Annotated in this window: 22 protein-coding genes; 14 read left to right on the top strand and 8 right to left on the bottom strand. The window is 65.8% G+C overall.

Going from position 1 to position 26,097, the window contains the following annotated elements:
• The 10 genes from EGJ34_RS11500 to EGJ34_RS11455 all read left to right on the top strand — a co-directional run.
• On the top strand, window positions 1-856 hold an 856-nt coding region (locus EGJ34_RS11500; RefSeq protein ID WP_185750152.1), incomplete at its 5' end, for a DNA cytosine methyltransferase.
• A gap of 39 nt (window positions 857-895) precedes the next feature.
• Window positions 896-1,096 carry a hypothetical protein gene (locus EGJ34_RS11495; RefSeq protein WP_125360614.1) on the top strand — a complete coding sequence of 67 codons (201 nt, stop codon included), beginning with the start codon at window positions 896-898 and terminating at the stop codon, window positions 1,094-1,096.
• Window positions 1,093-1,698, top strand: coding sequence for a hypothetical protein (locus EGJ34_RS11490; protein WP_125360613.1), 606 nt, complete (start codon window positions 1,093-1,095; stop codon window positions 1,696-1,698). Before EGJ34_RS11495 ends, EGJ34_RS11490 begins: the two co-directional genes overlap by 4 nt.
• The gene (locus EGJ34_RS11485; RefSeq protein WP_125360612.1) at window positions 1,695-2,144 is read left to right on the top strand and encodes a hypothetical protein; all 450 of its coding nucleotides are present in this window, start codon (window positions 1,695-1,697) and stop codon (window positions 2,142-2,144) included. Before EGJ34_RS11490 ends, EGJ34_RS11485 begins: the two co-directional genes overlap by 4 nt.
• Complete coding sequence (locus tag EGJ34_RS11480; protein ID WP_125360611.1) at window positions 2,137-4,650, top strand: DNA methyltransferase; 2,514 nt, start codon at window positions 2,137-2,139, stop codon at window positions 4,648-4,650. Before EGJ34_RS11485 ends, EGJ34_RS11480 begins: the two co-directional genes overlap by 8 nt.
• Entirely contained in the window at window positions 4,647-5,000 is a 354-nt protein-coding gene (locus EGJ34_RS11475; protein ID WP_125360610.1) for a hypothetical protein, read from the top strand. Before EGJ34_RS11480 ends, EGJ34_RS11475 begins: the two co-directional genes overlap by 4 nt.
• 44 nt (window positions 5,001-5,044) lie before the next feature.
• A complete protein-coding gene (locus EGJ34_RS11470; protein WP_125360609.1) occupies window positions 5,045-5,320 on the top strand; it encodes an AlpA family transcriptional regulator in 276 nt (91 codons plus the stop codon).
• A 194-nt stretch (window positions 5,321-5,514) separates the two neighbouring features.
• Entirely contained in the window at window positions 5,515-5,793 is a 279-nt protein-coding gene (locus EGJ34_RS11465; protein WP_125360608.1) for a DUF1778 domain-containing protein, read from the top strand.
• On the top strand, window positions 5,790-6,293 hold the full coding sequence (locus tag EGJ34_RS11460) for a GNAT family N-acetyltransferase (protein WP_125360607.1): 504 nt from the start codon (window positions 5,790-5,792) through the stop codon (window positions 6,291-6,293). The genes EGJ34_RS11465 and EGJ34_RS11460 overlap by 4 nt, the downstream gene beginning before the upstream one ends.
• 44 nt (window positions 6,294-6,337) lie before the next feature.
• Window positions 6,338-7,036, top strand: a complete 699-nt coding sequence (locus EGJ34_RS11455; protein WP_125360606.1) for a hypothetical protein — start codon at window positions 6,338-6,340, stop codon at window positions 7,034-7,036.
• A 17-nt stretch (window positions 7,037-7,053) separates the two neighbouring features.
• Here EGJ34_RS11455 and EGJ34_RS11450 read toward each other — a convergent pair whose 3' ends face one another.
• Window positions 7,054-7,473, bottom strand: a complete 420-nt coding sequence (locus tag EGJ34_RS11450; protein ID WP_221740412.1) for a type II toxin-antitoxin system HicB family antitoxin — start codon at window positions 7,471-7,473, stop codon at window positions 7,054-7,056.
• A 1,149-nt stretch (window positions 7,474-8,622) separates the two neighbouring features.
• Here EGJ34_RS11450 and EGJ34_RS11440 point away from each other — a divergent pair.
• The gene (locus tag EGJ34_RS11440) at window positions 8,623-8,823 is read left to right on the top strand and encodes a hypothetical protein (RefSeq protein WP_125360604.1); all 201 of its coding nucleotides are present in this window, start codon (window positions 8,623-8,625) and stop codon (window positions 8,821-8,823) included.
• 7 nt (window positions 8,824-8,830) lie between these two features.
• Here EGJ34_RS11440 and EGJ34_RS11435 read toward each other — a convergent pair whose 3' ends face one another.
• Window positions 8,831-9,844 (bottom strand): serine hydrolase, encoded by a 1,014-nt coding sequence (locus EGJ34_RS11435; protein WP_125360603.1) that lies wholly within the window; start codon window positions 9,842-9,844, stop codon window positions 8,831-8,833.
• 301 nt (window positions 9,845-10,145) lie between these two features.
• On the opposite strand from EGJ34_RS11435, the gene EGJ34_RS11430 reads away from it, so the two are divergent.
• The 3 genes from EGJ34_RS11430 (at window position 10,146) to EGJ34_RS11420 (ending at window position 18,268) form a co-directional block, all read left to right on the top strand.
• Window positions 10,146-12,005, top strand: coding sequence for a hypothetical protein (locus EGJ34_RS11430; protein WP_125360602.1), 1,860 nt, complete (start codon window positions 10,146-10,148; stop codon window positions 12,003-12,005).
• A complete protein-coding gene (locus EGJ34_RS11425; RefSeq protein WP_125360601.1) occupies window positions 11,978-17,311 on the top strand; it encodes a hypothetical protein in 5,334 nt (1,777 codons plus the stop codon). Before EGJ34_RS11430 ends, EGJ34_RS11425 begins: the two co-directional genes overlap by 28 nt.
• A gap of 93 nt (window positions 17,312-17,404) precedes the next feature.
• Window positions 17,405-18,268, top strand: coding sequence for an endonuclease/exonuclease/phosphatase family protein (locus tag EGJ34_RS11420; RefSeq protein ID WP_125360600.1), 864 nt, complete (start codon window positions 17,405-17,407; stop codon window positions 18,266-18,268).
• Window positions 18,269-18,358: 90 nt separating this feature from the next.
• Here EGJ34_RS11420 and EGJ34_RS11415 read toward each other — a convergent pair whose 3' ends face one another.
• The 6 genes from EGJ34_RS11415 to EGJ34_RS11390 form a co-directional block, all read right to left on the bottom strand.
• Window positions 18,359-18,574, bottom strand: coding sequence for a hypothetical protein (locus EGJ34_RS11415; RefSeq protein WP_260476973.1), 216 nt, complete (start codon window positions 18,572-18,574; stop codon window positions 18,359-18,361).
• A gap of 206 nt (window positions 18,575-18,780) precedes the next feature.
• A complete protein-coding gene (locus EGJ34_RS11410; RefSeq protein ID WP_125360598.1) occupies window positions 18,781-20,211 on the bottom strand; it encodes an efflux transporter outer membrane subunit in 1,431 nt (476 codons plus the stop codon).
• Entirely contained in the window at window positions 20,205-20,942 is a 738-nt protein-coding gene (locus EGJ34_RS11405; protein ID WP_125360597.1) for an SDR family oxidoreductase, read from the bottom strand. The genes EGJ34_RS11410 and EGJ34_RS11405 overlap by 7 nt, the downstream gene beginning before the upstream one ends.
• Before the next feature lie 25 nt (window positions 20,943-20,967).
• The gene (locus EGJ34_RS11400; protein WP_125360596.1) at window positions 20,968-24,141 is read right to left on the bottom strand and encodes a multidrug efflux RND transporter permease subunit; all 3,174 of its coding nucleotides are present in this window, start codon (window positions 24,139-24,141) and stop codon (window positions 20,968-20,970) included.
• A gap of 129 nt (window positions 24,142-24,270) precedes the next feature.
• Window positions 24,271-25,470, bottom strand: a complete 1,200-nt coding sequence (locus tag EGJ34_RS11395) for an efflux RND transporter periplasmic adaptor subunit (RefSeq protein WP_125360595.1) — start codon at window positions 25,468-25,470, stop codon at window positions 24,271-24,273.
• A gap of 79 nt (window positions 25,471-25,549) precedes the next feature.
• Window positions 25,550-26,097 (bottom strand): SDR family NAD(P)-dependent oxidoreductase (locus tag EGJ34_RS11390; RefSeq protein ID WP_125360594.1); only part of this gene is annotated, 548 nt, incomplete at its 5' end.

Genomic DNA, 26,097 nt, shown 5'->3' with positions numbered 1-26,097 from the left:
CGCGCGGGACGTCGAGCAGCCTCTGCCGACGATAACCACCGGTGGTGCTGGCAGCGAGCGCCCGGGCTGCGCGCGGCCGCAGCTGGTCGAGCCGATCATCGTTCCGACCTCCAACACCAGCAGCGCCGGCGTGCCGCGCTCTGCTGCCGAACCGATCCGGACGGTCACCACTGCCAAGGGCGGCGATCAGGCCGTGGCCACGCCGCTGGTGGCTCCCTACTACGGCGGCGGATCCGGCCTGACCGCATCGTCAGTCACCGAGCCGGTGCCATCGGTCACCACCAAGGCGCGGTTCGGCCTGGCGGAGCCGGTGCTGATGCGTGCCGGTCACGGAGATAGCGACGGCCGCGACCCTGGCAGCCGCGTGCTGGATGCCGACCAGCCGATGCCTGCCCTGACCGGCTCCAACGAGGTGGCCATCGCAGAAGCCATCGTGATGCGCGGCAATGTCGGTACCGGCCGCACCGGGGACATGCGCCCGGCGAACGAGCCCATGCCCACCATCACCTGCTCCGAATCCCTGGCGCTGGCCGCTCCCTTCACGATGCCGGTGACCCACCACGGCGACGTGCGCACCCGTGGCGTGGACGAACCCCTGCCAACGATCACCGGTGCCAATCGGGGCGAGCTGGGCCTGGTGCAGCCGCTGGGCGAGGCACACGACTTCTTCGTCATCGACATCAACTACCGGATGCTGCACTGGCGCGAGTTGGCCCGGGCGACCTCCTTCGACGACGAGGGCGAGGTCTACGACTTCGCCGGCAACGCTACCCAGATTACGAAGCAGATCGGCAATGCGGTCCCGAACCGCACCGCGAAGGCGCTGGTCATGACCCTGATGCGGGAGGCGGCATGACGAACCCGTTCCCCCAACCGGCCGAAGAACTACCACAGCGTGCGCGCCGGCCGCATCCGGGCCCAGCTTTTCGCCCACGTGGTCGAAGGGAAGCTGGTCACCACCCGCCAGATCGCCGAAACGGTCGGCACCACCGTCTCGACCGCATGGGACCGCACCAAACGCGGCCCGTTCCCCCTCACCTGGGCGTCGCTGAAGTCCGCGCGGCTCCCGAAGTCTCAGAAGGAGCAGAAGGCATGAACAGTGATGAAAATGGCCGCTGGTGGACCATCGCCGGCAAGCACGGCGTGCACGTGAGCCACCTCCTCGCCGAAAAGCCTGATCTGATCTTCGGCAACCCCGAGGCGCTCCGGATCAAGTACGACGGAACGGTGCAGCTCGCAGAAGGGCTTTCCCTAGACGCGGCGGCGCGAGCGTTCTGGGATGCGGTGGAACGCATCCGACCGCCAACCATGGCAGCTGCCGCCGTAGAGAAGCTGTCCGCCCAGATCGGCCAGGCCATCTTCGGCGAGCCCGTGACCGATCTGATCGAGCTGGCCAACCGTTGCAACAGGCTGCGCACGGCGAGCGGCGGGAAGTGCATCACCCAGACGATGGACGACGCGGCTGCGCTGCTGGAGCGCGACATGGGCGCGCCCGCCTCGCGCCGCGCCTCATCCGATGTGGAAAAAATGGCTCAGCCCGAGTTCCCACTGGTGGAACTGCTGGACATCCGCAACCAGCTCCACGTCATGGCCACCACCGTGGTGCCGAACTTCTGCGACCTCGCCGCCGGCCTGCAGGGCCAGGTGCAGGGCCTGATCGACGCGCACCGCAAGCTATACCCGGAGGAACGCCAGTGAGCCTGCCCTACGAGAACGCCACCAGCGGCAACAACGCGATCAACGACATCCAGAAGATGCTGCGCGCCTTCGGATGCACCAAGTTCGGCACCGGCGAGGACTTCGAGACGGGCGAGCTCTTCGTCCAGTTCGAGCACCGCGGCCGGCAAGTGATCCTGAAGGCCAGCGCCCGGGGTTACGCGGCGGCATGGCTGCGGGAGCATCCCTACGGCCCCCGCGTGCGGGCGACCCGCGCCGACCATGAGGCCAAGGCCCTGAAGATCGGCGGCGTGGCCGTCTACTCAATCCTGCGGGACTGGGTGAAAGGCCAGGTCACCGCCATCGAGATCGGCATGCTCACCTTCGAGGCCGCCTTCCTGTCGCACATCCTGCTGCCGAGCGGCCACACCGTGATCGAGCACGTGCAGCAGCAAAAGCTGATCCCGCAGGAGGTGCACGGTGGCTGACCCCTATCTGGACTTCCTGGAGCGAAAGGTGCGGGTGGCACCGTCGCTGGGCTTCGACGTGTCGCCCGACGAGGTGAATCCGATCCTGAAGCCGCACCAGCGCGACAGCGTGGTTTGGGCATGCGCCGGCGGACGCCGCGCCCTGTTCCAGCGCTTCGGCCTGGGCAAGAGCGTGCAGCAGCTGGAGATCTGTCGCCTGGCCATGGCGCATGCCGGCGGCCCATCCCTGATCGTGATCCCGCTGGGCGTCCGGCAGGAGTTCCGGCGCGACGCTGCGATGCTGGGCATGGAAACCCGGTTCGTCCGAACCAATGCCGAGGTTGATGCCAGCTTCAACGGCGTGCACCTGACCAACTACGAGTCCGTGCGCGACGGCAAGCTGGATCCGAACCTGTTCCTGGCCGCGAGCCTGGACGAAGCGTCCGTGCTGCGCAGCTTCGGGTCGAAGACGTATCAGGAGTTCCTGACGCTGTTCAACGACGTCCGGTACCGTTTTGTGGCCACCGCCACGCCCAGCCCCAATCGCTACAAGGAGCTGATCCACTACGCCGGCTTCCTGGGAGTGATGGACACTGGCCAGGCGCTCACCCGCTGGTTCAAGCGCGACAGCACCAAGGCCAACAACCTGACCCTGTACCCGCACAAGGAGCGTGAGTTCTGGCTGTGGGTGGCCAGCTGGGCTCTGTTCCTCCAGAAACCCTCTGACCTCGGCTACAGCGACGAGGGATACGACCTGCCGGAACTGCAGGTGCACTTCCATGAGGTGCCGGTGGACCACGGCAGTGCCGGTACCGAGCGGGACGGCCAAGGCAAGATGTTCAGGGACGCGGCGCTGGGCCTGCAGGATGCCGCCCGGGAGAAGCGGGACACTCTGCCAGCGCGTGTCAGCGCGGTTCAGCAGATCGTGGGTGCGCGCCCGGCAGAGCACTGGCTGATCTGGCACGACCTCGAGGCAGAGCGGCACGCCATCGCCGGCGCTGTGCCGGAGGCAGTAAGCATCTACGGCGACCAGGAAATCGACGACCGCGAGGCAGCTGTGGTTGCCTTCAGCGAGGGCGAGATTCGGATCCTGTCGGCCAAGCCGGTCATCGCCGGCAGCGGCTGCAACTTCCAGCGGCACTGCCACCTGGCCGTCTACGCCGGCATCGGCTTCAAATTCAACGACTTCATCCAGTCGATCCACCGTATCCAGCGCTACCAGCAGCAATTCCCGGTCGAGGTGTGGATCGTCTACGCCGAAAGCGAACGGGAGGTGCTGGCCAGCCTCATGGAGAAGTGGAAGCGACACGAACTGATGGTGGAAAAGATGAGCGAGATCATCCGGGAATTCGGCCTGAGCAAGGCCGCCATGGCGCAGGTGCTGCAGCGGTCCATTGGCGTGGAACGGATCGAGGCCAGCGGCCAGGGCTGGCAGGTGGCCAACAATGACTGCGTGCTGGAAGCGCGGTCGATGGACGAGAGCAGCGTCGACCTGGTGGTCACGTCCATTCCGTTCGCCAATCACTACGAGTACAGCCCCAGCTACAACGACTTCGGGCACACCGACGACAACGCCCACTTCTGGGCGCAGATGGACCACCTGTCGAAGGAACTGCTGCGCGTGCTGAAGCCGGGGCGCATCGCGGCCATCCACGTGAAGGACCGGATCCAGTTCGGCAATGTCACCGGTGCCGGCGCGCCCACCGTCAGCCCGTTCCACGCGGAGGCTATCTTCCACTACCGCGCGCACGGCTTCGACTACATGGGCCTGATCACCGTTGTGACGGACGTGGTGCGGGAGAACAACCAGACCTACCGCCTGGGCTGGTCCGAGCAGTGCAAGGACGGCACGAAGATGGGGGCCGGTTCCCCGGAGTACATCGTGCTGCTGCGGAAGCCGCAGACGGACCGCTCCAAGGGCTATGCCGACATGCCGGTGCGCAAGGAGAAGGCGAACTACACCCGCGCCCGCTGGCAGGTGGATGCGCATGCGTTCTGGCGGTCCAGCGGCCGCCGGCTGCTCACCGCCGACGAACTGGCGAAGCTGGGCCCGGATAAGCTGGCCAAGATCTTCACCCAGCACAGCCTCGAGCAGGTCTACGACTACGAGTCGCACGTCCGCATCGGGGAGCAGCTGGAAGCGCGCGGTGCGCTTCCCTCGACCTTCATGTCCCTCGCCCCTGGCAGCCACCACCCGGACGTGTGGCACGACGTGAACCGCATGCTGACGCTCAACGGGGAGCAGACCCGGCGCGGCCTGGAGAACCACATCTGCCCGCTGCAGTTCGACATCGTGGACCGGCTGATCGAGCGCTACAGCAACCCGGGCGAGCTGGTGTTCGACCCCTTCGGCGGCCTGTTCACCGTTCCGTACCGCGCCCTGAAGCTGGGCCGGCGCGGGCGGGCAGCCGAGCTGTCGGCGGATTACTTCGTGGACGGCGTGAAGTACCTGCAGGCGGCAGAGCGCGAACTGTCGATGCCGGACCTGTTCGACGGCCTGGACATGCCTCTGGACGCGGCGGCATGAACACTGAGCAGCTGGACCTGTTCGACGCGCTGGACGAGCGCCGCTGGCCTGCAGATGAAGACCACCAGATGCCGGGGCGCGGCTACCTGCGGCTGGCCAGAATCGAGCTGGCCGAGGTGCCCGGTACCGGCTGGATCTTCGCGACCTCCGTCAACCTCTCCGACCAAGGCTATGGGTACGCCCTGATGCTGAAGTGGAAGAGGACCGCAGCCGACCGGAACGAGGCGCTGGGCAAGGCAAAAGCCGAAGTGATCGGGACCATGGACCGCTACTGCGCCGGACATGACGACAGCCACCACGCAAAGGCGCAGGCCCGGCAGGTCTGCAAATGGGCCGAGAGCCTGCACTGAACCCCATCCCCACACTGCCGCCCACCGCGGCGAAGGAGACAACCATGACCACCAATGACGCCCCTCCCACCCCCAGCCGGCTGCTCAAGATGAGCCAGGTTGTGGACCGCACCGGCCTGCCCAAGTCGACCGTCTATTCGCGCATTTCGGACGGAACCTTCCCCAAACAGCTGCACATCGGGTGCTCCGTTCGGTGGCTGGAATCGGAGGTTGAGGAATGGATTCAGTTGCAGGTTCGGGCGCGCGATCAAGCGCTCGAAACCGGGGGTACCGCCGGGGGTATCGAGGGTGAAGACGATCCGCCGCGCCTTGCGGCGTAAGGACTCCGTCCGCCCTTCCAGTAGAGCCCACCTCCACCAATACAGGTTCGCAAGAACCTACGAGAAGCCCGGAATTCCGCGAGGAGTTCCGGGTTTTTTGTTTGCACGCGCTGAACCGGTACGACGCCCCTCTTGTCAGGACAACGTCCTGACAGGCAAACTGCAACCTCCGGCAATTGCGTGGAGGTGACACCATGCGCACCCCGAATCCATCCAAGACCGAACGAATCGATGTGCGGGCCAGTACATCCGTCAAGCAGTTGCTGCAGGAAGCTGCCCGCGCGTGCCACAAGAACGTGAGCGAATTTCTGCTCGACGCAGGCGTAACGGCCGCCGCACAGACGCTGGCAGATCGCCGCCAGTTCGTGCTGGATGACGCACAGTGGCAGGCCTTTCAGGAGGCGCTTGACCGACCGGTGCAAAGCAAGCCCCGCCTGAAAAAGCTGCTGAGTGAGCCCGGGGTTCTGGATTGACCTCTGCCTACTCCTCCGTTCGAAAGATACGTGCAGCCGATCAAGTCAATGCTTTCGACTGCGGCCACACAGCGCTGAACCAGTTTCTGCAGCGACATGCGCTCGTCAATCAGAAGGCCAACAGCGCACAGACATACGTCTGCTGCCGGGATGACGAAGTGGCTGGCTTCTACAGCTTGGCCGTTGGCAGCGTCGATCCAGAAAACACACCGTCAAGGGTGTCGAAGGGACTTGCACGCCATCCCGTGCCGATCATGCTGCTAGCCCGGCTCGCGGTGGACAAGGCCCATCAGCGTAAAGGCCTTGGCAAGGCGCTGCTCAAGGACGCCCTGCTGCGCACCGCACAGGCGGCTGACATTGCGGGGATTCGCTGCCTGGCGGTTCATGCCAAGGACGACGACGCGCGACAGTGGTATGAAGCCTGGGACTTCGAGGCCAGCCCAACCGATCCCTACCACCTCTTTCTGATGCTCAAGGACCTCAAGAGCTTGTTGCGCTGATTGCAGTGGTATCTTGGAACCGAACTCACAAGGAGACTGACGTGATGGAACACGAGACCCGTGATTGGACCGGGCCGCGCAAAGCCGCCCTGGTTGTAGAAATCTTGCAGGGCCGCACATCGATGGCTTCTGCCAGCGCCGAAGCGGGCATCTCCGCAAGCACCCTGTCGCAATGGGTGGAGCACGGCATGCGCGGCCTGGAGCAGGCGTTCCAGTCCAACGAGTCAGCGCTGCCCTCCTCCGCGCCCCGTCACGCCGTCGCCGCAGACACGCGGACGCTGTACCTGGACCTGGACGGCGTCATGGCCGACTTCGATACCGGCTTCCCGGCCGTGTTCGGGTTGGACCACCGCCAACTGGAAGACGACGTGATGTGGGGTCATATCAACGGCCACGCGTCATTCTTCCGCGACCTGCCACCGATTGCCGGTGCGATCGAATTCTTCCGTGCCATTGAACACCTGGACCCGGTGATCCTCACCGCGTGTCCGAAGAGCAACTACACCGTCGCTGCCACGCAGAAGCGTGCGTGGGTGCGTGAGCATCTGTCGCAGACCTGCCTGGTGCTGCCGGTGCTGGGCGGTGCGAACAAGCCTCTGTTCATGCATCGGGCAGGCGATGTTCTGGTCGACGACTGGAGTGCGAACTGCGCTGCCTGGAATGCTGCAGGCGGTGTCGCGGTGAAGCACAGCGGGGACTGGAGTGCTACTTACGACGGGCTTGTGGTGGCTGGGGTGCTGTGAGGCATGCAGGCAAGGCGTCAGGCGATTCTGATCTCCAGATTCGCCCCCAGCGCCCGTACGGCCTCGGCCAACGTATCAATCTTGGTTGCATGATGCAGGTTTACCAGACGATTCACAGTCTGCGGCGTTGTCCCCATGCGCCGTGCCAGTTCCGCCGGCGTGGTTCGTGTTTCCAGCATGCGATTCAGCAACAGTGTTTTCGCTGAGACACTGGCAGGTAGTTCTACGAGAACCTCGCCTGCCTTGGGTGCTGTCGGAGCAGGCACTGCTTTACGGTCCTCGAAGTAGAAGTCCATTGCCGTAACGAGGCAGTCAACAGCATTCGCTCGCACTTCATCGAGCGTAGACCCACCAGTAATGGCCTCCGGGATATCACGAAAGGTCATTACGTAGTCGCCAGGCTTGCCTTCAACTCTTGCAGGGTACCTCATCGCCATGACGACTCCTTTGCGCTGTGAATGCGCCTTCCATCAGATGTTACACGTCCAGCATCAGCGGCCCGGTTGCGTGATTCCAAGCTGCTTCAGAATTGCCCTACGCAATCCTTCGCTGATCTCCGCAGCGTGTCGCGGCAAAGTAGAGTGCCGCCCCCTATAGGACAGCTTCGTGTGCCGCGCGCCTTCGCTGAACTGGACGCCTCGCCGCTTTAGTCCACGCCTGAACTCGGACATTTTCATGCCCCACAGCGTGCCGCTGGGCAGTGGCGCATAGAATACACTTTATTGTGTATTCGTCAACATTTTTGTTTATTCGATCCCGATCGGGTCGTGGTTGAGGAGGAAACGACCTTCCCTTGCGATGGGCATGCGTGCAGTCCTTGGCTTGGAGACAGGTGGTGTGTCTGCACCTGATTCTATGACCGATCAGAAGTAGAACGCCATCTCGCCGGGTAGCGTCGGTCGACAGATGACGACCGAGAACGATTGTCTGCACGCTGACGCATGACGATGAACGCAGAAGCGCCCCTTGCGTTCGGTGGTCATGCGTTACAGAAGTAATGATTGCCATCGGCGGTCGTCTATCGACCGACCCTACCAGTACCCCAGCGCATCCGAGCACGTTCCAGCATGTCCAAGCGCGTTCCATCGCGTACCAGCGAAACGCAGGGCGTCGCAACGCATTCCAGCACATGCCGACACGTGGCGTTGCGGGGTTCTGGCTGATTGCGTCGTTCTGCGCGGCACGCGCTTGCTACGCATCGCGACGTACGCAAAACGTCGCGAGCTACACGGAATGCACCAATCCACCCGGTCTTACAGGTCATTGGCGACATGTTTCGTGCTGCAGCACACAACGGCACCTATACCCGATGGACGCTGACTGTTTCCATCCGCCATCGATGTCGAGCAGGATTTCCGGACGGGGCGTCGAAACCCCAACAGATAGAGTGAGCGTGACCCGAGTCGGGAGGGTGGCTAATACAACACCCTTAATGGGGAAATACGCCCGCCGTTTTCTACTCTAGCTGTACGGTTTCGAACCTCCCGACCCCTTGCCACCCCGGCAAGGGGAATTACCGGAAGGAGAATCACCATGCAGTTGCAGTTCGCAGGCGAGTTCGAAACTCCCAGCTGGAGGCACGCCCCATGAGCAAAAACGTTGTGATGAAGGTACACCTGCCGCATGAACAGCGCTGCCGGTTCCGCGAAGCCGCACGCCGTTCCAAGACCCACCCGGCGAACGCGCTGAAGAAGCTGGTGCACGCTTATATCGAACTGGACACCGAGCCGACCACGGTGCAGGTCACCGTGACGGTCGACAAGGCAAACGGCACCAACGGCGCGTAACCCGGCGCTACGGGGTGGCGGCCAGCACTGCCTTCAGAATCGCCTCTGAGCGCCGCTGGCCGTACCCCTTGCCGTAGGCGCTGGACGTGATGGCGACCACCATCTGCCGGCTGGGCACCACGTAGATCTTGTTGCCGCCGTTGCCGGAGGCGAAGCGCACCGGCACCGGGGTGCCCTTGATGTCATGGGTCTTGGCGTACCAGTAGTAGCCATACCCCTCTGCGTACGGGTCGCTGTCGGCAATCGCCACATGCGGGGTCAGCGCATCGCGCAGCCAGGCCGCGCTGACAATACGCTTGCCCTGATACACCCCGTCGTTTCGCACCATCTCGCCCAGGATGGCGAAGTCGCGCGCACGCAGCGACAGGTTGCCCTGGCCTTTGGTGATGCCAGAGGCATCACGCGCCCACTGCCAGCGCTCGATGCCGAGCGGCGCGAACAGGTACTGGCGTGCAAACACGTCCATCGGTTTGCCAACTGCTTCCGTCACCACCACGCCCGCGACATAACTGGTCAGCGAGTTGTAGCGGTACACCGTGCCCGGCGGCGCAGCACGCGGGACCTTCAGTACGAACGACTTCGGGTCATCTGCCTCGTCCATACGGTCTTCATTGCCTGGCGAATCCGCATTTTCGTCGTCGGCCGCCAGTCCCGAGCGCATGCTCAGCACGTCGCGCAATGCCACCGGGCCGATGGCGCTGCCGGTTGCCTGCTTCCAGTAGCGTTGCACCGGCTGGTCAATCTTCAGACGCCGATCACGGGCGATACCGACCAGCAGCGCGGTGACGCTCTTGCCGGCCGAGCGCACGTCGTGCAGCTCATCGCGCGTGGCCCCGTTGTAGTAACGCTCGCCCACCACCCGCCCCTGCTGCATCACCACCACCGCGCGCAGGTCGGGATGCTCGGTCTGGTCCCAGCGCGCGAGCACGGCGGTCACCTCGGCAGGCGGCAATGCCGGTGCGGCGTGCGCACCGGCAACGGCCAATATCGAACTCAACAGCAGGCACGACAGACGCAGCATGGCGACGCTCCTGGACCGGAATGGCGCTGACGGTACACACGTCGGGAAGCGCCTGCCCCTGCCATTGGTCCTCTAAACCTTTTCTGCGCTGCCTTGCAAGCGCGTCCGCAATATTTCTGATTATTCCTATTAAGTGCAGGCCCTGCTGCGGCGATTGTACGCGCCCCCTCTGCGCGGCATTCCGACGATGCATCAGCCCTCCCCCACCCTTTCCCGCTTACCCGCCGAACGTCCCACCTCTTCGTTGGCGCGCCATGATCCTGTGCGGGAACCAACGCCGGGAGTAGCCGGACCTTCCCGATTGCACCACCTGCAGAACCGCGATGGTGTTGTACCGCCCATCACGTGCTCCGTTCCAACCGCGCCTGCGTTCGGCGGGCTGTGCGGCGCGCCGGATGCGCAGTTCAACACGCTGTGGCAGCTGCTGGCCACAGAACCGGTCACCCTGGATCTGCTGCACTCGGTGCTGGCCGCCGACTTCGCCCGCTCGCCGCTGGCCTGCCTGCTGGCTGACGAGCTTGCCACACGCTGCGTGCTGCCGGCGGCAATGCCCGCGGACGAGCAGCAGGTCTGGCGCGAGGTGCTGCTGCACGCGCTGCGGCTGCCGGCATGGGAATGGGAAATGGCGGTACTGGATCTGCGCGGATCATTGCAGAACGCGCGGGAGCACCCTCTGCTTGCCGCGTTGCGCGACGCGTCGTATCGGCCACAGGACATGCACCGGCTGCACTGGAATTCACTGCTGTCTGCCACGCCGAAGCAGGACTGCCACACGCTGGCGCTGGGCCACCAGAGGCAGCATCTGGGAAACAGCGACATGCAGGCGCGCGACGCATGGGCGACTGCTCAGCTGCGGGCCCTCGCACCCCAGGCGGACTCGCAGCGACTGCAGGCGGCGCTGCGTGCGATGCGCCAGCGCGAACAACGTGAGCGTGGCCTGCTGGATGTCCGTGTAGGCCTACGGCACCTGATTGAACACGACGCCGCACCACTGTCGGCGATTCACGCCGGTTCGCGTCTGGCGACAGCGTGCGGCACCGGTCCGCTGGTGGCCCGCGCGACGCCGGCCGGAGCGAGCGAACTCGCCACGCTGCTGGTGCAGACGGCGCGCTCGGCGACGTGGACACCCCCGTCGGCCGTAAGGCGGCTGGGCCGCTTCGACAGCGTCTCGCACGCGCTGACGTCACTGCTGTGCCTGCCGACCCTGCAGGACCTGGGCAGGACCGTCGCCGCCTCAGGCACGCGCGTCACCGTGGACACCTGCATGCCGTTGCCGGCTGGGACGGAGGCGACCACGCATGCCCACGCCATGCAGGTAGCGCGCACCGCCGTCGATGGGCTGACCCGGCATGACCCGCCCGCGTTGGCACCTGGCAGTACTGCACTGATGTCCTGCATCCCACAGGAACGCTATGTAGCCGGCCTGCACGTCGAGCAGGCCGGACAGATCATCCACTTCATGCGCCGGCAGCAACCGGGTGCTGGCACCGTGCAGCAGGCGCGGGAGGCCCTGGCCCACCTTTTCACATCGACCCGCGCGACCGTGCCGCAGGCCGCTGTGCCGGCACCGCCAGACACCCACAGCTGTCCTTCCGCAGGGCTGGAGGAATGGGTGCCTCCACGTGCGCGCGCGGGCGCGTTGACCGATGAGGGTGCTGCTGTTCCCCCCGCTCTGGCAGGCGCGGCGCTTCTGCCGGGAGCGGGGGCCCAGCTGCCCGGGGAGATGGACGGAGCGGTGCCCTTGTTGCTCATGCAGGGCTTGATCGACTCCATTTCCAGCCGTTCCTGGTGGTCCGCGATCCCCGGCTACACCGCTCGCTCCGCGCAGGGACTGCTGCAAACCCTCAACGCGCTGTTCGCACTGGGCGGTGAGCGCCTGCACGGACGACCGCCGAGCGCCGATGCGCTGGAGCGCTTCTTCGGCACCGCGCAGGGGACCGCGCTGTTCGAGGCGATCAACCAACTGCCGGAGTTGTCCACCTGGCAGCAATATGAAGTGGAGCGCGGCGGCATGGAAGCGCAGATCTATGTGTTCATGCGCATGCTCAAGCAGTTGCTGCGCACGTTGACTTCACGGGAAACCGCGCGCGATCCCGTGCACTGGAACAGGAGGCCTGTTTCGCGCTGGCCCGGATGGGCCTGGCAGCCGGCGAACTGCTGACCCGCTACGACGGAAACGCCCCGGATGCCGGTCGCACGTTCTTCCGACGCGTGGTGGAAAGGTACCGGCCATCCGCGCTGCATTCACCCACGCCGGTGGACGCGGACGTGATCAAGGCGCACGCCGGATGGCTTGCTCCCGGGCCAAGCACGTTCTGTGTGCCCATCAACGAACAGGAACTGCGCCAGTGGTGGGTGGTGGGTACCGATCCGCTGCTGGGCGAGGAAGGCTTCTCGGTCCTGTTGGAACCCGCCCGCTGCCTGGCGCAGATCGCGGGGGTGCACAGCCGGCTGCTTTACGGCGGCATGCCGCCCCCTTGGCGCACGGCGCAGCCTGGAATGCGCCAGTGGCGCGAGCTGGCGGACGCCAGGAGCCGAAGCGGCAAACAGGAGCTGACCTGGGAAGCCAGCCTGGGCGAGTACTTCCATGGAACCGCGCGCATGCTGCGTGACTGGATGCGGCTGCAGCAGGATCAACCGCTCACTGCCAACGAACTCAATCTGGGTGTCCACCTGCGACGCCTGGTCGAACCGCTGCAGCAGCTGTACAGCCAGGTGGAACTGCCGCTGCAGGATGCGGACCCTTGGTATGCCGAGAGTCTGGATCACTTCGAAGCGTTCTACCGGCGGGTGGGCAATCAACTGCAGGCACCGGTTGCTCCAGGCACGTCCCCCAACATGCCGGTCCGGTCGCTTCCCCTGGAACAGTGGCTGGAGGCACATGCCGGGCATGCCTTGGCGCAAGCCATCTGTCCCTTCGACGCCGTCAGCCTGCGTGATGGCCTGGCCATCACGATCCAGCGCGCGCTCATCAGCGCCAACGCGGCCGTCCGTCACCCTCTGGATGCATGGACCCTGATCATCGAAGGACCGCATCTGCTGCAGCAGTGGCTGGACAGCACAGAAGGCCGCACCGCCGTCGCCCGCTGGGTGGATGCAGTAAACGATGGAGCGGTACGCAGCGGTGCAGTGGACAAAAAGCAAGCGGCGGGCTGGCAGGCGCACGCGACGCTTCTGCGCAAGGCGGTGCTATCGCAGCTGCCGCCCGACATCCAGCAGAAGGTGGTGGCGCTGCTCGAGGTTCCGACCCTGTTCAAGGGTGGGGCCGCACCGGTGTTGACCCTGGCGCAGGCAATGGGAGAAGCCGACCCGCTGCTGCTGCGCCATCCCGAACATGCGTTGTTGCTGGCACTGGCGCTGCTGCCGGTGGAGGCACCGGCGGACGCCTCGCGCATGGCGCTGGGCTTCCCGCTGTGGCCGCTGCCCTCAACCAACACATCCACTGCGGAGGGCAGCGGGTTGCTGCTGGAACGCTGGTTCCATCGCCCGCCTCCGTCACCGGTCACCGTCCCGCTGGACACCCGCGCGCTGCCTGACCTGCACACGCTGCTGCGGGGCTGGGGGCTGGATGTGCTGCACAACGTCGACCCGGACGCCGCCCTGCCCCCGGCAGAGCTGTGGGACCTCATGTCGCGCACACAGGGATTCGCCGAGCTGGGTCGTCAGCTGCTGGGGCAGACCGACTGGGCCGGCGCGCAGGAGGATGGCCCGGGCTCGCCACAGGGCGCGCAGATCGTAGTGGCGCAGGCGCTGCTGGAACACCATGTCGGCCGCACGCAGATCGACACCCTGCGCGCGGAGTTCAACAGCCCCGTCCACGTGCACCGCAGCTTCGTGCAATGGCAGTCACATGTTGCGGCGTTGCTGGCCGCCCGTCACCGGAATGCGCCCGCAGCCGCACGCGACCTGCTGCAGTGGCTGCTGCTGAGCGAACTGCAGCAGCCGGCGCTGCTGGTCCGGAACATTCCGGACGGCCTCAGCCCGGCTTCGCTGGCGGGCAGCACCTTCCTGCACAGCATTGCGCTGCTGGAGGGGTTGCAGCCCGGCAGCAGCGGACGGGTCAGCTACATGGAGGTCGCCGGTCTGGCTGCCGCGCTGGCAGCGCCCCCGCCACCGTCCGGTGCCGATGACCTGCAGGCCAGCTGGGCACGCGCCATGCTGCAGCCTGCGCTGCTGTATGGCGTCGCACATGGGCAGCTGCCCGACCTGGTGCGACTGGACCAAGTGACGTCGGAACAGGCCTGCCACGCGCTGGAGTATCTGAAACAGGCACAGGATGCGCACGCTGCCCACCTGGCATTGATCACGCGCCCCGCGCCGACGCGTCGCCGGATTGCCGAACAGAAGCTTGCGCAAACAGGATTGGACCCGGCGCTGTGGACGTTGCCGATCAACCGGATCGGGACGCAGGTGCTGAACGCACATGGCATCACCGCGGGACCGTTGCTGCAGACGGAAGAGACTCTGCTTCTGGCGGCAACCCCCATCGGCACGGACGACCTGGACGAATCGCTGAAAACCCAGTTGAGCGCCAGCGACTCCCTGTTGAACCTCATTGCCGCCGACGCCTACCGCTGCGCTGGTCAGCCCACCACCCTGCAGCAGTTCAATGAAGCCTTTGCCACCTATCGCAGCGCAGTGGAACAGGGCCTGGCCGGGGTCATCGAGGCCCTGCTGCAGGCGCTGCCGCCGGAAGACCGGACGTTGCTGAGCAGCAGCCACTGCACCCCGATGCAGGTGCGGGCCTTCGGGCAGGATGCAGCGCAGGGACTGCTGCTTCAGTGCCAGCCGCACGGCCGTGATGAACCGGTGTACTTCGAGATCCTGCCGCGAGCGGGACTGATGCGGCGCGCGGTGGTCGACCCACGGTTGGGACCCTGCGTGGACGCGCAGGGACTGATCGACGGCAGCATCGTCCTCTCCCGCAACGAGCGGCTGACGGCGGTGCGCGATCTGCAGCTGACCCCCATGGCCGCTGTGATGCAGCGCGATACGCCGGTTGCCGTGCACGTGCTGGCGGCGGCCGCCGCCAAGCTGCTGTGGGACGCCCCGCTGGACAAGATGAAGAAGCGGGAACTCAGCCAGCTCACGCCGCTGGAGCAGACGCTGCAGAAAGAAGAAGCGCTGCTGAAGAAGACGGCAGAATTCACCCTTCCGTTCTTTGCCTGTGGCGAAGCGTTGCTGAGTGGCGAAAGTGGCACGGCAGCGCTGGACTGCGGCGTGGACCTGCTGAGCAATGTGATTCCCGGGGCCACCTTTGCGGGCACGCTGGTACGTACCGTGACCGAGGCCGGCGAACACACCGTGCTGTCGCTCGCTGCCCACACCGGCGACGCCCTGCGCACGTTCGCCGGCGAGCTTCTGCGCAACAGTGGTGCCGGACTGGTCTTCGACCTCGGCAAAGGCGCAGCACGGCTGGGCGGGCAGGCCTGGGAGCAGGCGCTTCGCAGCGCAGGCTGGGTGCGCGGTGTGCTGGTCGGCGAACGCGCGTTGGGTGCCGCGGCACACAGCGTGGAAACCGACGTATCCGCCGGCAGGGCCACGCACGACCTGCTGGCCGGGTTCGAAGTGGGTGAGGCCACCCTGGCGGTGGGCCAGGTCGATGGTCACCCGCTGATGCTGGTCATCAGCGGGCCGGACGGCTGGTACCGCTTCGATCCCATTGCCGGTGCCGGTTATGGGCCACCGCTGCAGCAGGTCAGCCTGGTCACCCCGCTGCCTGGACGCCTTCCCGGCGAAAGGTTTGACGCGGGCGTGCGGCTGCACCTTGGCGACGCCACGGACGCGCGGTTCATCGAGCGCGGCGACAATCAATGGGAAGTCTGGATAGGCGACACCCCCTACCTCCTGGAACCGGACGACGGCTCGCTGCACCTGCGCGAGGTACACGGCGGCAGAATCGGCGAACTGCAGGAACTGGACGGCACCGGTTGCCGCGTCCGCCGTGGCATTGAAAGCGCGGGAGCCGCCGCAGGCTGCAGCCGGCCGACCCAGCTGCGCTTCGTGCCTGACCGACAGGTGCCGCTGCCCGATTCGCCTACCCCGGGCCAGCGGGTGCCCCATGCCTTCGGCTATCGCAGCTACAGCCCGATCGACATGGCCGCACTGGACGGTCATGACCTGGAGGCAGGCGCAACGGAACTGCCGGTGATGATCCACGACGGCAAGGTACAGAAGTGGTCCAGCGGAACCTCCAGGCGCGGACGGAAGCTGCCGCCCAAGCTGTCTCCGCTGACGCCGGAAGATGCCCAGGGACTGGGTGTGGCCATGCACGTGCAGTACCTGTCCCGGGTGGAAGGCCGGCTGATCGTGGACTCCATGCTCGGCCTGGATGAAGCAACCCCCCATTTCGACCGCGTGCTGATCAACAGCCAGCTGCCTGCGATCCGCCTGGGGGCCATTGCCCAGGGTATCGATGACAGCCGCGAGCTGCGCGGCATCTACATGACGGTGGACGGCACGCCGTCCATCTGCATCGAGCCGGACAATGGCGTCTACTACGCCGCGCCGGTACCGCGGCTCAACAGCGAAACGCTGCACTTCATCCCGATGAAGCAGCGCGACGACATCGCCGCCTACCTGCGGCACTCCGAGCGGCAGCGGCTGCTGCGCGAGAATCCGCAATCGGTGCAGGTACAGCGCACCATTGCGGAAATGACGTTCAACTACCTGCGCCCCGGGTTTGAACCGCATGAGCAGGCGCTGTATGCCAGCTACCGGGAGTATGCGGACTACTGCCGAAGCAGTGGCAAACCGAACGAGCTGGAAACGTTTGCCTTCAATGTGTTCTCCGGTGGCCGGGAGCAGAAGGCGTTCGTTGACGTGAGCCGGCAGTTCATACCTGACTGGAAAGCGCTGCAGACCTGCTCGCAGGAAGAACGCAGGCAGGTGGCCGACATGCTCAACCGCCTGCTGCCGGTAGAAGGCAAGGAAGCGGGGTGGATACCCCTTACCGCTGACAGCCTGGCGCTGCCCGAAACCGCCCAGGAACTGATCAGGCACGTCACCGGAGCGAATTTCGCCTATGCCGAGGTGGAAACCACGCACGGCACCCTGGTGATCGCGTCGCTGTCCGGGGGCGACCGTGCCCGCAGGCTCACCTTGAAGCTGCCCGCTCAGACCCCCGGCATCCGCTACGTCGACGCCCGCAGTGCGGGTGTTCCGGCGAACCCGGCGTTTGTCACGCTGCCGGTGCTGCGGACAGCAGACGACACCCGCACCATCGTGTTCGACCGGGGCGGCGATTCGGAAAACTGGATCTTCCGCTACCTGCTGTCGCTTCTGCAGTCGGAGGATCCGGCGATCCGCCTGCTTTCCAGCGACATCCACAGGGTGAGACTGGTGAGCTTCCTCAACACCTGCTCCAGCTGCGGCGGGGTGGTGCTGCCCACCGTCAAGCAGACCCTGGACAGCCTGGGGGCCAAGGTGGAGTTCTCGGTCCGGTATCTGGTGGACTACGTGAAATGAGTACCCGCACGGAGTTTCCGCCAACCCGCGCATAGTCTGCGGCGCGCAGGCGTGCGACTCTTGGAATCGTTTTCATGGAATGGAGGGATTCCAATGCGATCGATTCGAAAGCGTCACGCCCTGTGGCTTGCGTTTGCCCTGTCGCTGCCATTCGGCAGCGCACAGGCCCGCTCACCCACACCTGCTGCAGAACCGCTGCGGGTGATGTCGTTCAACGTTCGCACCCCGGTGGACACCGAACCGGGCCGGCGCTGGGTTGACCGTCGCGATGCGATGGTCAACCTGCTGCGCGCGCAGCGGCCCGCCGTGGTCGGCACCCAGGAACTGGTGCAGCAGCAGGCCGAATACCTGACCACCCAGCTGCCCGATTACCGGTGGTTCGGCCAGGGTCGGCGCGGCGGCGAAGGTGACGAGCACATGGGCGTGTTCTACGACAGCACGCGACTCAAAGTGGTGGAATCGGGCGACTTCTGGTTGTCCGACACCCCCGAGGTCCCAGGCAGCATCACCTGGGGCAACCTGTACCCGCGGATGGTCACCTGGGCGTTGTTCGAACGGGTGAGCGACCGCAGGCGCTTCTATCTGCTCAACACCCACCTGCCCTACCGCGATGACGACGAACCGCGCCGCGTGCAGGGAGCCAAGGCGATTGTCGCGCGGCTGCAGCAGTTGCATGCCGGAGTGCCGGTGGTGATTACGGGTGACTTCAACAGTGAACCCGGCAGCGGGACCTACGCCACGTTCACCGCTGTGCTCGGTGATGCGCGCAGGCAGGCTGCGAAGGTGGAAGGACCGCGTCTGACCTTCCACAACTTCAGTGGCACACCGACCACCGAACTGGACTGGATCCTGGTGCGTGGCATGAAGGTGCTTCGGTTTGCCACGCTGGACGACAAGCCCGGTGGCGTATTGCCTTCGGACCACTTCCCGGTGGTGGCGGACGTGGAGCTGCCCTGAACGTGGTAGAGCCGGGCTTGCCCGGCTGTGTGTGGCGTGGACAGCCGGGCAAGCCCGGCTCTACGGTTGGACGGCCGGGCAAGCCCGGCTCTACGGGTGGCGCTGCAGGCGATTCAGGGCGCGGCACAGCGCCAGGTGCTGCTCACGTGCCTGGTAGATGCGTGCGCTCACCGCCAGGAACAGGCCGATGGCCACGACACCCAGTTCAAGCAACGGATCAGGCAGTCGCGCGAAACCCAGGGTGACGGCCAGTACCGCCATCAACAGCAACAACAGCACGCCCAGCGAAAGACTGGCCGCGCTCATGCGTTTTTCTTCCTGGTGCAATCCCGGCGGGACCCGGTGCGGGTGGTGCATCGGCACGCTTCCTGTCATGAGGGGTGCCCATTTAGCCTTGTGATGACGCACTTCGTCAGAGGCAATGCCGTCAACGCGGGCTATTCCTGCATGCGGTCGCGGATGATGCCTACACGAAGGGGAAGGACGGCATCCGACCGCCCTTCCCTTCCGCGTCAGCGCAACGTACCGGCGATCGCCGGTGGTGTTGCATCGCGCTGCTGACCCCAACCGCCCAGTGCCTTGTACACGCCCACCACGCTGACGTTCACCGTCGACTCGGCGGCGGCCAGCGCATCGTCGGCGGCCAGCTGGGTACGCTGCGCATCCAGCAGGGTCAGGAAGTCTTCCGACCCTTCGCGGTAACGGATCTGCGCCAGCTGCTCGGCACGCCGCGCCGCCTGTGCCTGTTCGACCACGATGCCCAGACGCGCCTGCTGCTTGGCATAGCGCGTGAGTGCGTTTTCGGTGTCTTCCAGCGCCAGCAGCACAGCCTTTTCGTATTCGGCGGCCGCGCCGTCAGCCTGCGCCTTGCTGGCGCGCAGGCGTGCCTTGACCGTGCCGAAGTCGAACGCGGCCCAGCTGATCGACGGGGTCACCGACCATGCCTTGTTGTTGCCATTGACCAGTCCGCTGGCATCGCCCGACAGGAAGCCGACAAACCCACTCAGGCTGATCCGTGGGAACAGGTCTGCGGTGGCCACCCCAACCCGCGCGGTGGCGGCGGCAAGGCGACGTTCGGCACTGCGCACGTCGGCACGCTGGCGCAGCAGGTCGGTGGTGTCACCGAGCGGCAACGCCTTGGCGTAGGCCGGCACTTCCTGCGGCTGCAGACGCGCATCCAGTGCATCCGGGCGCTGGCCCAGCAGCACCGCCAGGCGATGCCGCGACTGCACTTCGGCCACTTCCAGCAACGGAATGTCGGCCTCGATTGCCTTCAGCCGTGCACGACTGCTCTGCACATCCAGTTCGCTGCCCGCACCCAGCTCCCACCGCGCTTCCGTCAGGCGCTGGGTTTCGCGCAGGTTGACCAGGGTGCGCTGGGCCACGTCGATGCGCTTCTGGCTGCCGCGCAGCTCGAAGTAGTTGCGGGCCACTTCGGCGGCCACGGTGACCTGGGCGTCGGCAAGGTTGTCCTGCTCGGCACCGAGGTCGGCGCGTGCGGCTTCGGCGGCGCGGCGCTGGCGACCGAACAGATCCAGCTCCCAGCCGGCATCGAAGCCGAGCTGGTAGGTTTCACTGAACACCCGCTCGCCACCGACGGTGGCGTCCGGTTGCTTGCGGCGGTCGTAACTGCCACCGGCAGTGACGTGCGGCAGCTGGTCCAGACGCTGTTCGACGAACACCGCGCGTGCCTCGCGCACGCGGGCCATGGCGATGCGCAGGTCCAGGTTGGCCCCCAGCGCATCGTGCACCAGCTGCTCCAGTACCGGGTCGTCGAACTGGGCCCACCAGCTGGCCACCGGCGATTCACTGGTGAACACTTCTGCGGCAGCCCCCTGCAGGACCACCGGCTGCGCCGGCGGTGCCTGGTAGTTGGGGCCGACGCTGACGCAGCCGGCCAGCAACGCGCTGGTCACGGCCGCGGTCAACACACGGATCACCATGGCAGCACCTCACCCAGGTAGGTGAAGCTGCCGTTGGGGCCGTCCGCGCCGATCAACGCCATGCCCACGCTGGAGCGTGCGCCCTCGCTGATCTCGATTTCGCCTTCGCCACCGTTCATGTCGGTTTTCACGTAGCCGGGGTGCACGGTGTTGACCTTGGTGGTGCTGTCGCGCAGCTCGTAGGCCAGCTGTACGGTCCAGGCATTCACCGCGCTCTTGGAGGCGTTGTAGGCCGGTACCGCGAAGCCGTAGATCGGCGAGCCTGGCTGGCTGTGCAGGGTCAGCGAGCCGAGGATGCTGGACACGTTGACGATCCGGCCGGCGGGCGATGCCTTGACCAGCGGCAGGAACGCGTTGGTGACCGCGACCACGGCGAACACGTTGGTTTCAAACGTGGTGCGCCAGGTGTCCAGGCTCTGCTGCGACGGGGCCAGCGATGTGTCGTCGACCAGGATGCCGGCGTTGTTGACCAGGATATCCAGGCGACCGTGGCGCTCGGCCACGGTATTCACTGCGGCCTCGATGCTGGCGCTGTCGTTGACGTCGAGCTGGATGGCTTCCACCGGCAGGCCTTCGGACTGCAGCTTCAGGGCGGCAGCAACGGCGGTGTCGCGGTTGCGGCCGGCCAGCAGCGTGTGCACGCCGGCCTGGGCCAGCTGGCGCACGGTTTCCAGGCCGATGCCGCGGGTGGCACCGGTGACGAGGGCGATCTTCTGGGTTTCAGTCGTCATTTCAATAACCTCGTGGGGAATGGAGTCAGTGGTGGTGAACGGTGGGTGCGCCGTGGCTGACCAGCTGGCCGCCGCCCTTACGGGTCACCAGCTTGCGCAGCGCCACGTAGAACACCGGGGTCAGGAACAGACCGAACAGAGTGACGCCCAGCATGCCGGCGAACACCGTGATACCCGTGACCGAGCGCACCTCGGCACCGGCACCGTGCGAAAGCACGAGCGGAACGGTACCGGCGATGAAGGCGATCGAGGTCATCACGATCGGGCGCAGACGCAGACGGCAGGCTTCCAGCGCGGCTTCGACAATGCCCTTGCCGCCCATTTCCAGTTCGCGGGCGAACTCGACGATCAGGATCGCGTTCTTGCACGCCAGGCCCATCAGCACCACCAGGCCAACCTGCACGAACACATTGTTGTCACCGCCGGTCAACCATACGCCGAACAGGGCGGAAAGCAGCGTCATCGGCACGATCAGGATCACCGCCAGCGGCAGCGACCAGCTTTCATACAGTGCCGCCAGCACCAGGAAGGCGAGCAGGATGGCAACCGGGAACACGATGAACGCGGCATTGCCCTGGGTGGCCTGCTGGTAGCTCAGGTCGGTCCACTCGGTGGTCATGCCGGCCGGCAGCACCTGCCCGGCGATTTCGGTCAGCTTGTTCATGGCTTCGGCCGAGGACAGCAGGCGCGGGTCGGCTTCGCCGGCCAGGTCGGCGGCCGGGTAGCCGTTGAAGCGCAGCACCGGGTCGGGGCCGTAGGTTTCCTTCACGGTCACCATCGAGCCGATCGGCACCATCTCGCCACGGTTGTTGCGGGTACGCAGCTTGCCGATGTCCTCGACCTTGTCACGGAACTGGCCGTCGGCCTGGGCGATCACCTGCCAGGTACGACCGAACTGGTTGAAGTCGTTGACGTACGACGAGCCCAGGTAGGTCTGCAGGGTGTCGAACAGTTCGGTCAGCTCCACGCCCTGGGCCTTGGCCTTGACCCGGTCCACTTCCGCATCCAGCTGTGGCACGTTGGCCTGGTAGCTGGTGATCGGGAACGCCATGCCCGGGGTCTGCGCAACGGTGCCCTGCATCGCCTGCACGGCATTCTGCAGCGCGCCATAACCCAGGTTGCCGCGGTCCTCGATGAACATCTGGTAGCCGTTGCCGTTACCCAGGCCCAGGATCGGCGGCGGCATCATCGAGAAGGCAAAGCCTTCCCCCAGCCCGGCGATCTTCTGGTTGATCTCGGCATTGATCTCCGCAGCGGTCCTGCCATGGCGCTCGTTGAACGGCTTGAGCGGAATGAAGGCCACGCCGGTGTTGGGGGTGTTGGTGAACTGCAGCGCGTTCAGACCCGGGAACGAAATGGTGTGGGCCACGCCGTCGGTTTCCTGGGCGATCTTGGCCACCTTGCGCAGCATTTCATCGGTGCGGGCAATGGACGAGCCTTCCGGCAGCTTCACACCGGCGATCAGGTACAGCTTGTCCTGGGTCGGAATGAAGCCCGGCGGCACGATCTTGAAGATGAAGCCGGTACCGACCAGCAGCACCGCATACACCACGAACACCGCACCGCGACGGCCGAGGATCTTCGACACGCCACGTTCGTACTTCTCCGAGCTGGACTTGAAGAAGCGGTTGAACGGACGGAACACCCAGCCGAACAGACGGTCGATCAGACGGCTCGGGGCGTCCTTGGGCGCACCGTGCGGCTTGAGCAGACGCGCGGCCAGGGCCGGCGACAGGGTCAGCGAGTTGATCGCCGAGATCACCGTGGAGATGGCGATGGTGACCGCGAACTGCTTGTAGAACTGACCGGTCACGCCGGACAGGAACGCCATCGGCACGAACACGGCGCACAGCACCAGCGCGATCGCGATGATCGGGCCGGACACTTCCTTCATGGCCTGGTGTGCGGCGGCCGTGGGCGAAAGCCCTTCCTCAATGTTGCGCTCGACGTTCTCCACTACCACGATGGCATCGTCGACCACGATGCCGATCGCCAGCACCAATCCGAACAGGCTCAGGGTGTTGATCGAGAAGCCCAGTACATACAGCGCGGCGAACGTACCCACCACCGACACCGGCACGGCGATCAACGGAATGATCGAGGCACGCCAGGTCTGCAGGAACAGGATCACCACCAGCACCACCAGGGCGATGGCTTCGAGCAGGGTGGAGACCACGGCCTTGATCGAGTCACGCACGAAGATGGTGGTGTCGTACACCGCTTCGTACTTGACGTCGGCCGGGAAGGTCTTCTGCATCTCGTCCATGGTGCCGATCACCGCATCGCGGATCTCCAGCGCATTGGCCCCCGGGGCCTGGAAGATACCGATGCCCACGGCGTTCTTGCCGTCCAGCTGCGAGCGCAGGGTGTAGTCGCCGGCACCAAGTTCCACGCGGGCGACGTCGGACAGACGCACCACTTCGCCGTCTTCACCGGCCTTGAGCACGATGTCGCCGAACTCCTGCTCGCTGCGCAGGCGACCCTGGGCGTTGATCAGGGTCAGGAACTGGCTGTTCGGCATCGGCTCGGCACCGAGCTGACCGGCCGAGACCTGCACGTTCTGCTCGCGCATCGCGCGGACCACGTCGCTGGCGGTCAGGCCGCGGGCGGCGACCTTGTCCGGATCCAGCCAGGCGCGCATGGCGTAGTCGCCGCCACCGAAGATCTGCGCATCACCGACGCCGGGAATGCGCGCCAGCGCGTCCTTGACGTGCAGGCGGGCGTAGTTGCGCAGGTACAGGGTGTCGTACTTGCCGTTCGGCGAGGTCAGGTGCACCACCATCAGGAAGGTCGGCGACTGCTTCTGGGTGGTTACACCCTGGCGGCGCACGTCTTCCGGCAGGCGCGCCTGCGCCTGGGCGACGCGGTTCTGCACCTTCACTGCGGCGTCGTCCGGGTCGGTGCCCGGGCGGAAGGTGACGGTCATCTGCAGCACGCCGTCCGAGCCGGCCACCGACTTGATGTACATCATGCCTTCCACGCCGTTGATCGCTTCTTCCAGTGGCGTGGCCACGGTTTCAGCAATCACCTTGGGGTTGGCACCCGGGTACACGGTACGCACCACCACCGACGGCGGCACCACTTCGGGGTACTCGCCGATCGGCAGGATCGGAATGGAGATCAAGCCAGCGGCGAAGATCACGATCGACAGCACCGCCGCGAAAATCGGCCTGTCGATGAAGAAACGGGAAAAGTCCATGAGGGGATTCCTGGGGTTTTTCAGCAACGCCGGCATGCAGGACCCCGCCACGGCCGCGGACGACCGTGTGAACGAGCTCCCCTGCATGGGGCGCGACAGATGTAGAGCCGGGCCATGCCCGGCTGCACGTTATTTCAGAGCAACCGCAGGTGCCGGCTTGGCTTCGGCGTGCATCGCCACCGCCTTGGCCTGCACCGGCATGCCCGGCATGAACACCTTCTGCACGCCGTCGATGATCACGCGGTCACCGGCCTTCAGGCCCTGCTGCACGATGCGCAGGCCTTCAGCCCCGCGACCCAGCACGATGTCGCGACGCTGGGCGGTGTTCTTGTCGTCCACCACGTAGACGTATTTGCGGTCCTGGTCGGTGAGCACGGCCTTCTCATCGATCAGCATGGCCTGGAACTGGCCGCTGCCGAGCAGCTGCACGCGGGCGAACAGACCGGGCGTAAAGGCACGATCGGCGTTGTCCAGCAGCGCACGCACGCGGATGGTGCCGGTGCTGCGGGTGACCTGGTTGTCGAGGAAGTCGACCTTGCCGGTATGCGGATAACCCTCCTCACCGGACAGGCCCACCTTCACCGGCAGTTCGCTGTCACGCTCGCTGGGGCGTTCACCCTTTCGCGCCATCTGCGCGTAACGCAGGAAGGTGCCCTCGTCCGCATCGAAGTAGACATGCACGGTGTCCAGCGAGACCAGCGTGGTCAGCACGCTGGCACTGTCGCCGGCGGTGACCAGGTTGCCGGCAGTGACCATCGCACGGCCGGCGCGACCGTTGATCGGTGCACGCACCTTGGTGAACTCCAGGTTGAGTGCGGCAGCGTCCAGTGCCGCCTGTGCGGCCTGCACGGCGGCACCGGACTGGTCAGCCGCCGCGCGGCGCTGTTCCCAGGTTTCGGTGGAGATGGCCTGCTGGTCGGACAACTTCTTGGCGCGGTCCGATTCGCTGCGGGCCAGGCTGGCCTGGGTGCGGGCACGGGCCAGTTCGGCGCGGGCGCGGTCGTACTCGGCCTGGTAGCTGCGGGCGTCGATGGTGAACAGCACGTCACCCTTCTTCACCTCTTCGCCTTCGGTGTAGTTGACCTTGTCGATATAGCCGCTGACGCGCGGGCGCAGTTCCACGCTCTGCACGGCCTCGACGCGGCCGCTGAAGTCATCCCACTGGCTGACCGGCTTGATCAGCACCGGTGCGGCGGTGACCTGCGGCGGCGGCGGCGCGGCGGTTTCGGCGTGGCTGCCACTGCAGCCGACCATTACCGCCAGGGTCAGGGCGGTCACGGTACCCAGCGCAACGCGCCGGACAATCGGAGTAGAGGAGGAAAGGTTCATGGGAATCATCCGTAGGGGGTGGTAACGGGGAAGCAGTTGCAACAGGAGGCGCATGTTCGGACCTCAACAATGGTTGAGGTCAAGCCATGTCGAGCGAGTTTTTCCAGGGGGCCGGGCCGCTCATCTTCAGCAGGCCCTTGGGCAGCGCGCTGTCGAGCGTGTCGCAGCGCAGGAACGGCCGGTTGTCGCGGCAACCGTCGAGCACCGAGACCACGCGGCGACCCACGACCAGCGCGCTTGGCCATTCGGCGCAGGCGTTGGCGGCGTTTACCGGAGTGCAGACCGGGTGCACCACTTCCAGCATCTGTGCACGCACGCCGACGCCTTGGGCTTCTTCGTGCAGCACCTGCACGAACATGCGCAGCGCAGCCGACGCCACCGAAGTGTCTCCATGGCCGGCCCACGGGCGCAGGCCGCAGGGGCTGCCGATCACCACGTAGTGGGCACCGCCGGCACGCGGCTGCAGCAGTGGCACCAGGTGATGGGCCGCGTTGACATGCGGCATCAGGTCGGTGTGCAGGCGCTGCTGCAACCAGTCGGCGGACTGGTCCAGCAGCCGCGCAGAACGCAGCGGTGCGCCAAGGCTGGCGATCACCGCCGCCAGCGCCCGCGGGCGCTGGGCGATGC

The sequence above is a fragment of the Stenotrophomonas sp. 278 genome (assembly GCF_003935715.1).
Classification (GTDB): Bacteria; Pseudomonadota; Gammaproteobacteria; order Xanthomonadales; family Xanthomonadaceae; genus Stenotrophomonas; species Stenotrophomonas maltophilia_AH.
This window is presented reverse-complemented; position numbering and strand designations above follow the sequence as displayed.

Excerpts from the sequence above, each read along its gene's own strand:
- EGJ34_RS11420 (WP_125360600.1), top strand. The coding sequence starts at position 17,405 with ATGCGATCGATTCGAAAGCGTCACGCCCTGTGGCTTGCGTTTGCCCTG.
- EGJ34_RS11450 (WP_221740412.1), bottom strand. The coding sequence starts at position 7,473 with ATGGCGATGAGGTACCCTGCAAGAGTTGAAGGCAAGCCTGGCGACTAC.
- EGJ34_RS11400 (WP_125360596.1), bottom strand. The coding sequence starts at position 24,141 with ATGGACTTTTCCCGTTTCTTCATCGACAGGCCGATTTTCGCGGCGGTG.
- EGJ34_RS11470 (WP_125360609.1), top strand. The coding sequence starts at position 5,045 with ATGACCACCAATGACGCCCCTCCCACCCCCAGCCGGCTGCTCAAGATG.
- EGJ34_RS11395 (WP_125360595.1), bottom strand. The coding sequence starts at position 25,470 with ATGAACCTTTCCTCCTCTACTCCGATTGTCCGGCGCGTTGCGCTGGGT.
- EGJ34_RS11435 (WP_125360603.1), bottom strand. The coding sequence starts at position 9,844 with ATGCTGCGTCTGTCGTGCCTGCTGTTGAGTTCGATATTGGCCGTTGCC.
- EGJ34_RS11475 (WP_125360610.1), top strand. The coding sequence starts at position 4,647 with ATGAACACTGAGCAGCTGGACCTGTTCGACGCGCTGGACGAGCGCCGC.
- EGJ34_RS11410 (WP_125360598.1), bottom strand. The coding sequence starts at position 20,211 with ATGGTGATCCGTGTGTTGACCGCGGCCGTGACCAGCGCGTTGCTGGCC.
- EGJ34_RS11405 (WP_125360597.1), bottom strand. The coding sequence starts at position 20,942 with ATGACGACTGAAACCCAGAAGATCGCCCTCGTCACCGGTGCCACCCGC.
- EGJ34_RS11465 (WP_125360608.1), top strand. The coding sequence starts at position 5,515 with ATGCGCACCCCGAATCCATCCAAGACCGAACGAATCGATGTGCGGGCC.
- EGJ34_RS11425 (WP_125360601.1), top strand. The coding sequence starts at position 11,978 with ATGGGCCTGGCAGCCGGCGAACTGCTGACCCGCTACGACGGAAACGCC.
- EGJ34_RS11440 (WP_125360604.1), top strand. The coding sequence starts at position 8,623 with ATGAGCAAAAACGTTGTGATGAAGGTACACCTGCCGCATGAACAGCGC.
- EGJ34_RS11490 (WP_125360613.1), top strand. The coding sequence starts at position 1,093 with ATGAACAGTGATGAAAATGGCCGCTGGTGGACCATCGCCGGCAAGCAC.
- EGJ34_RS11415 (WP_260476973.1), bottom strand. The coding sequence starts at position 18,574 with ATGAGCGCGGCCAGTCTTTCGCTGGGCGTGCTGTTGTTGCTGTTGATG.
- EGJ34_RS11455 (WP_125360606.1), top strand. The coding sequence starts at position 6,338 with ATGGAACACGAGACCCGTGATTGGACCGGGCCGCGCAAAGCCGCCCTG.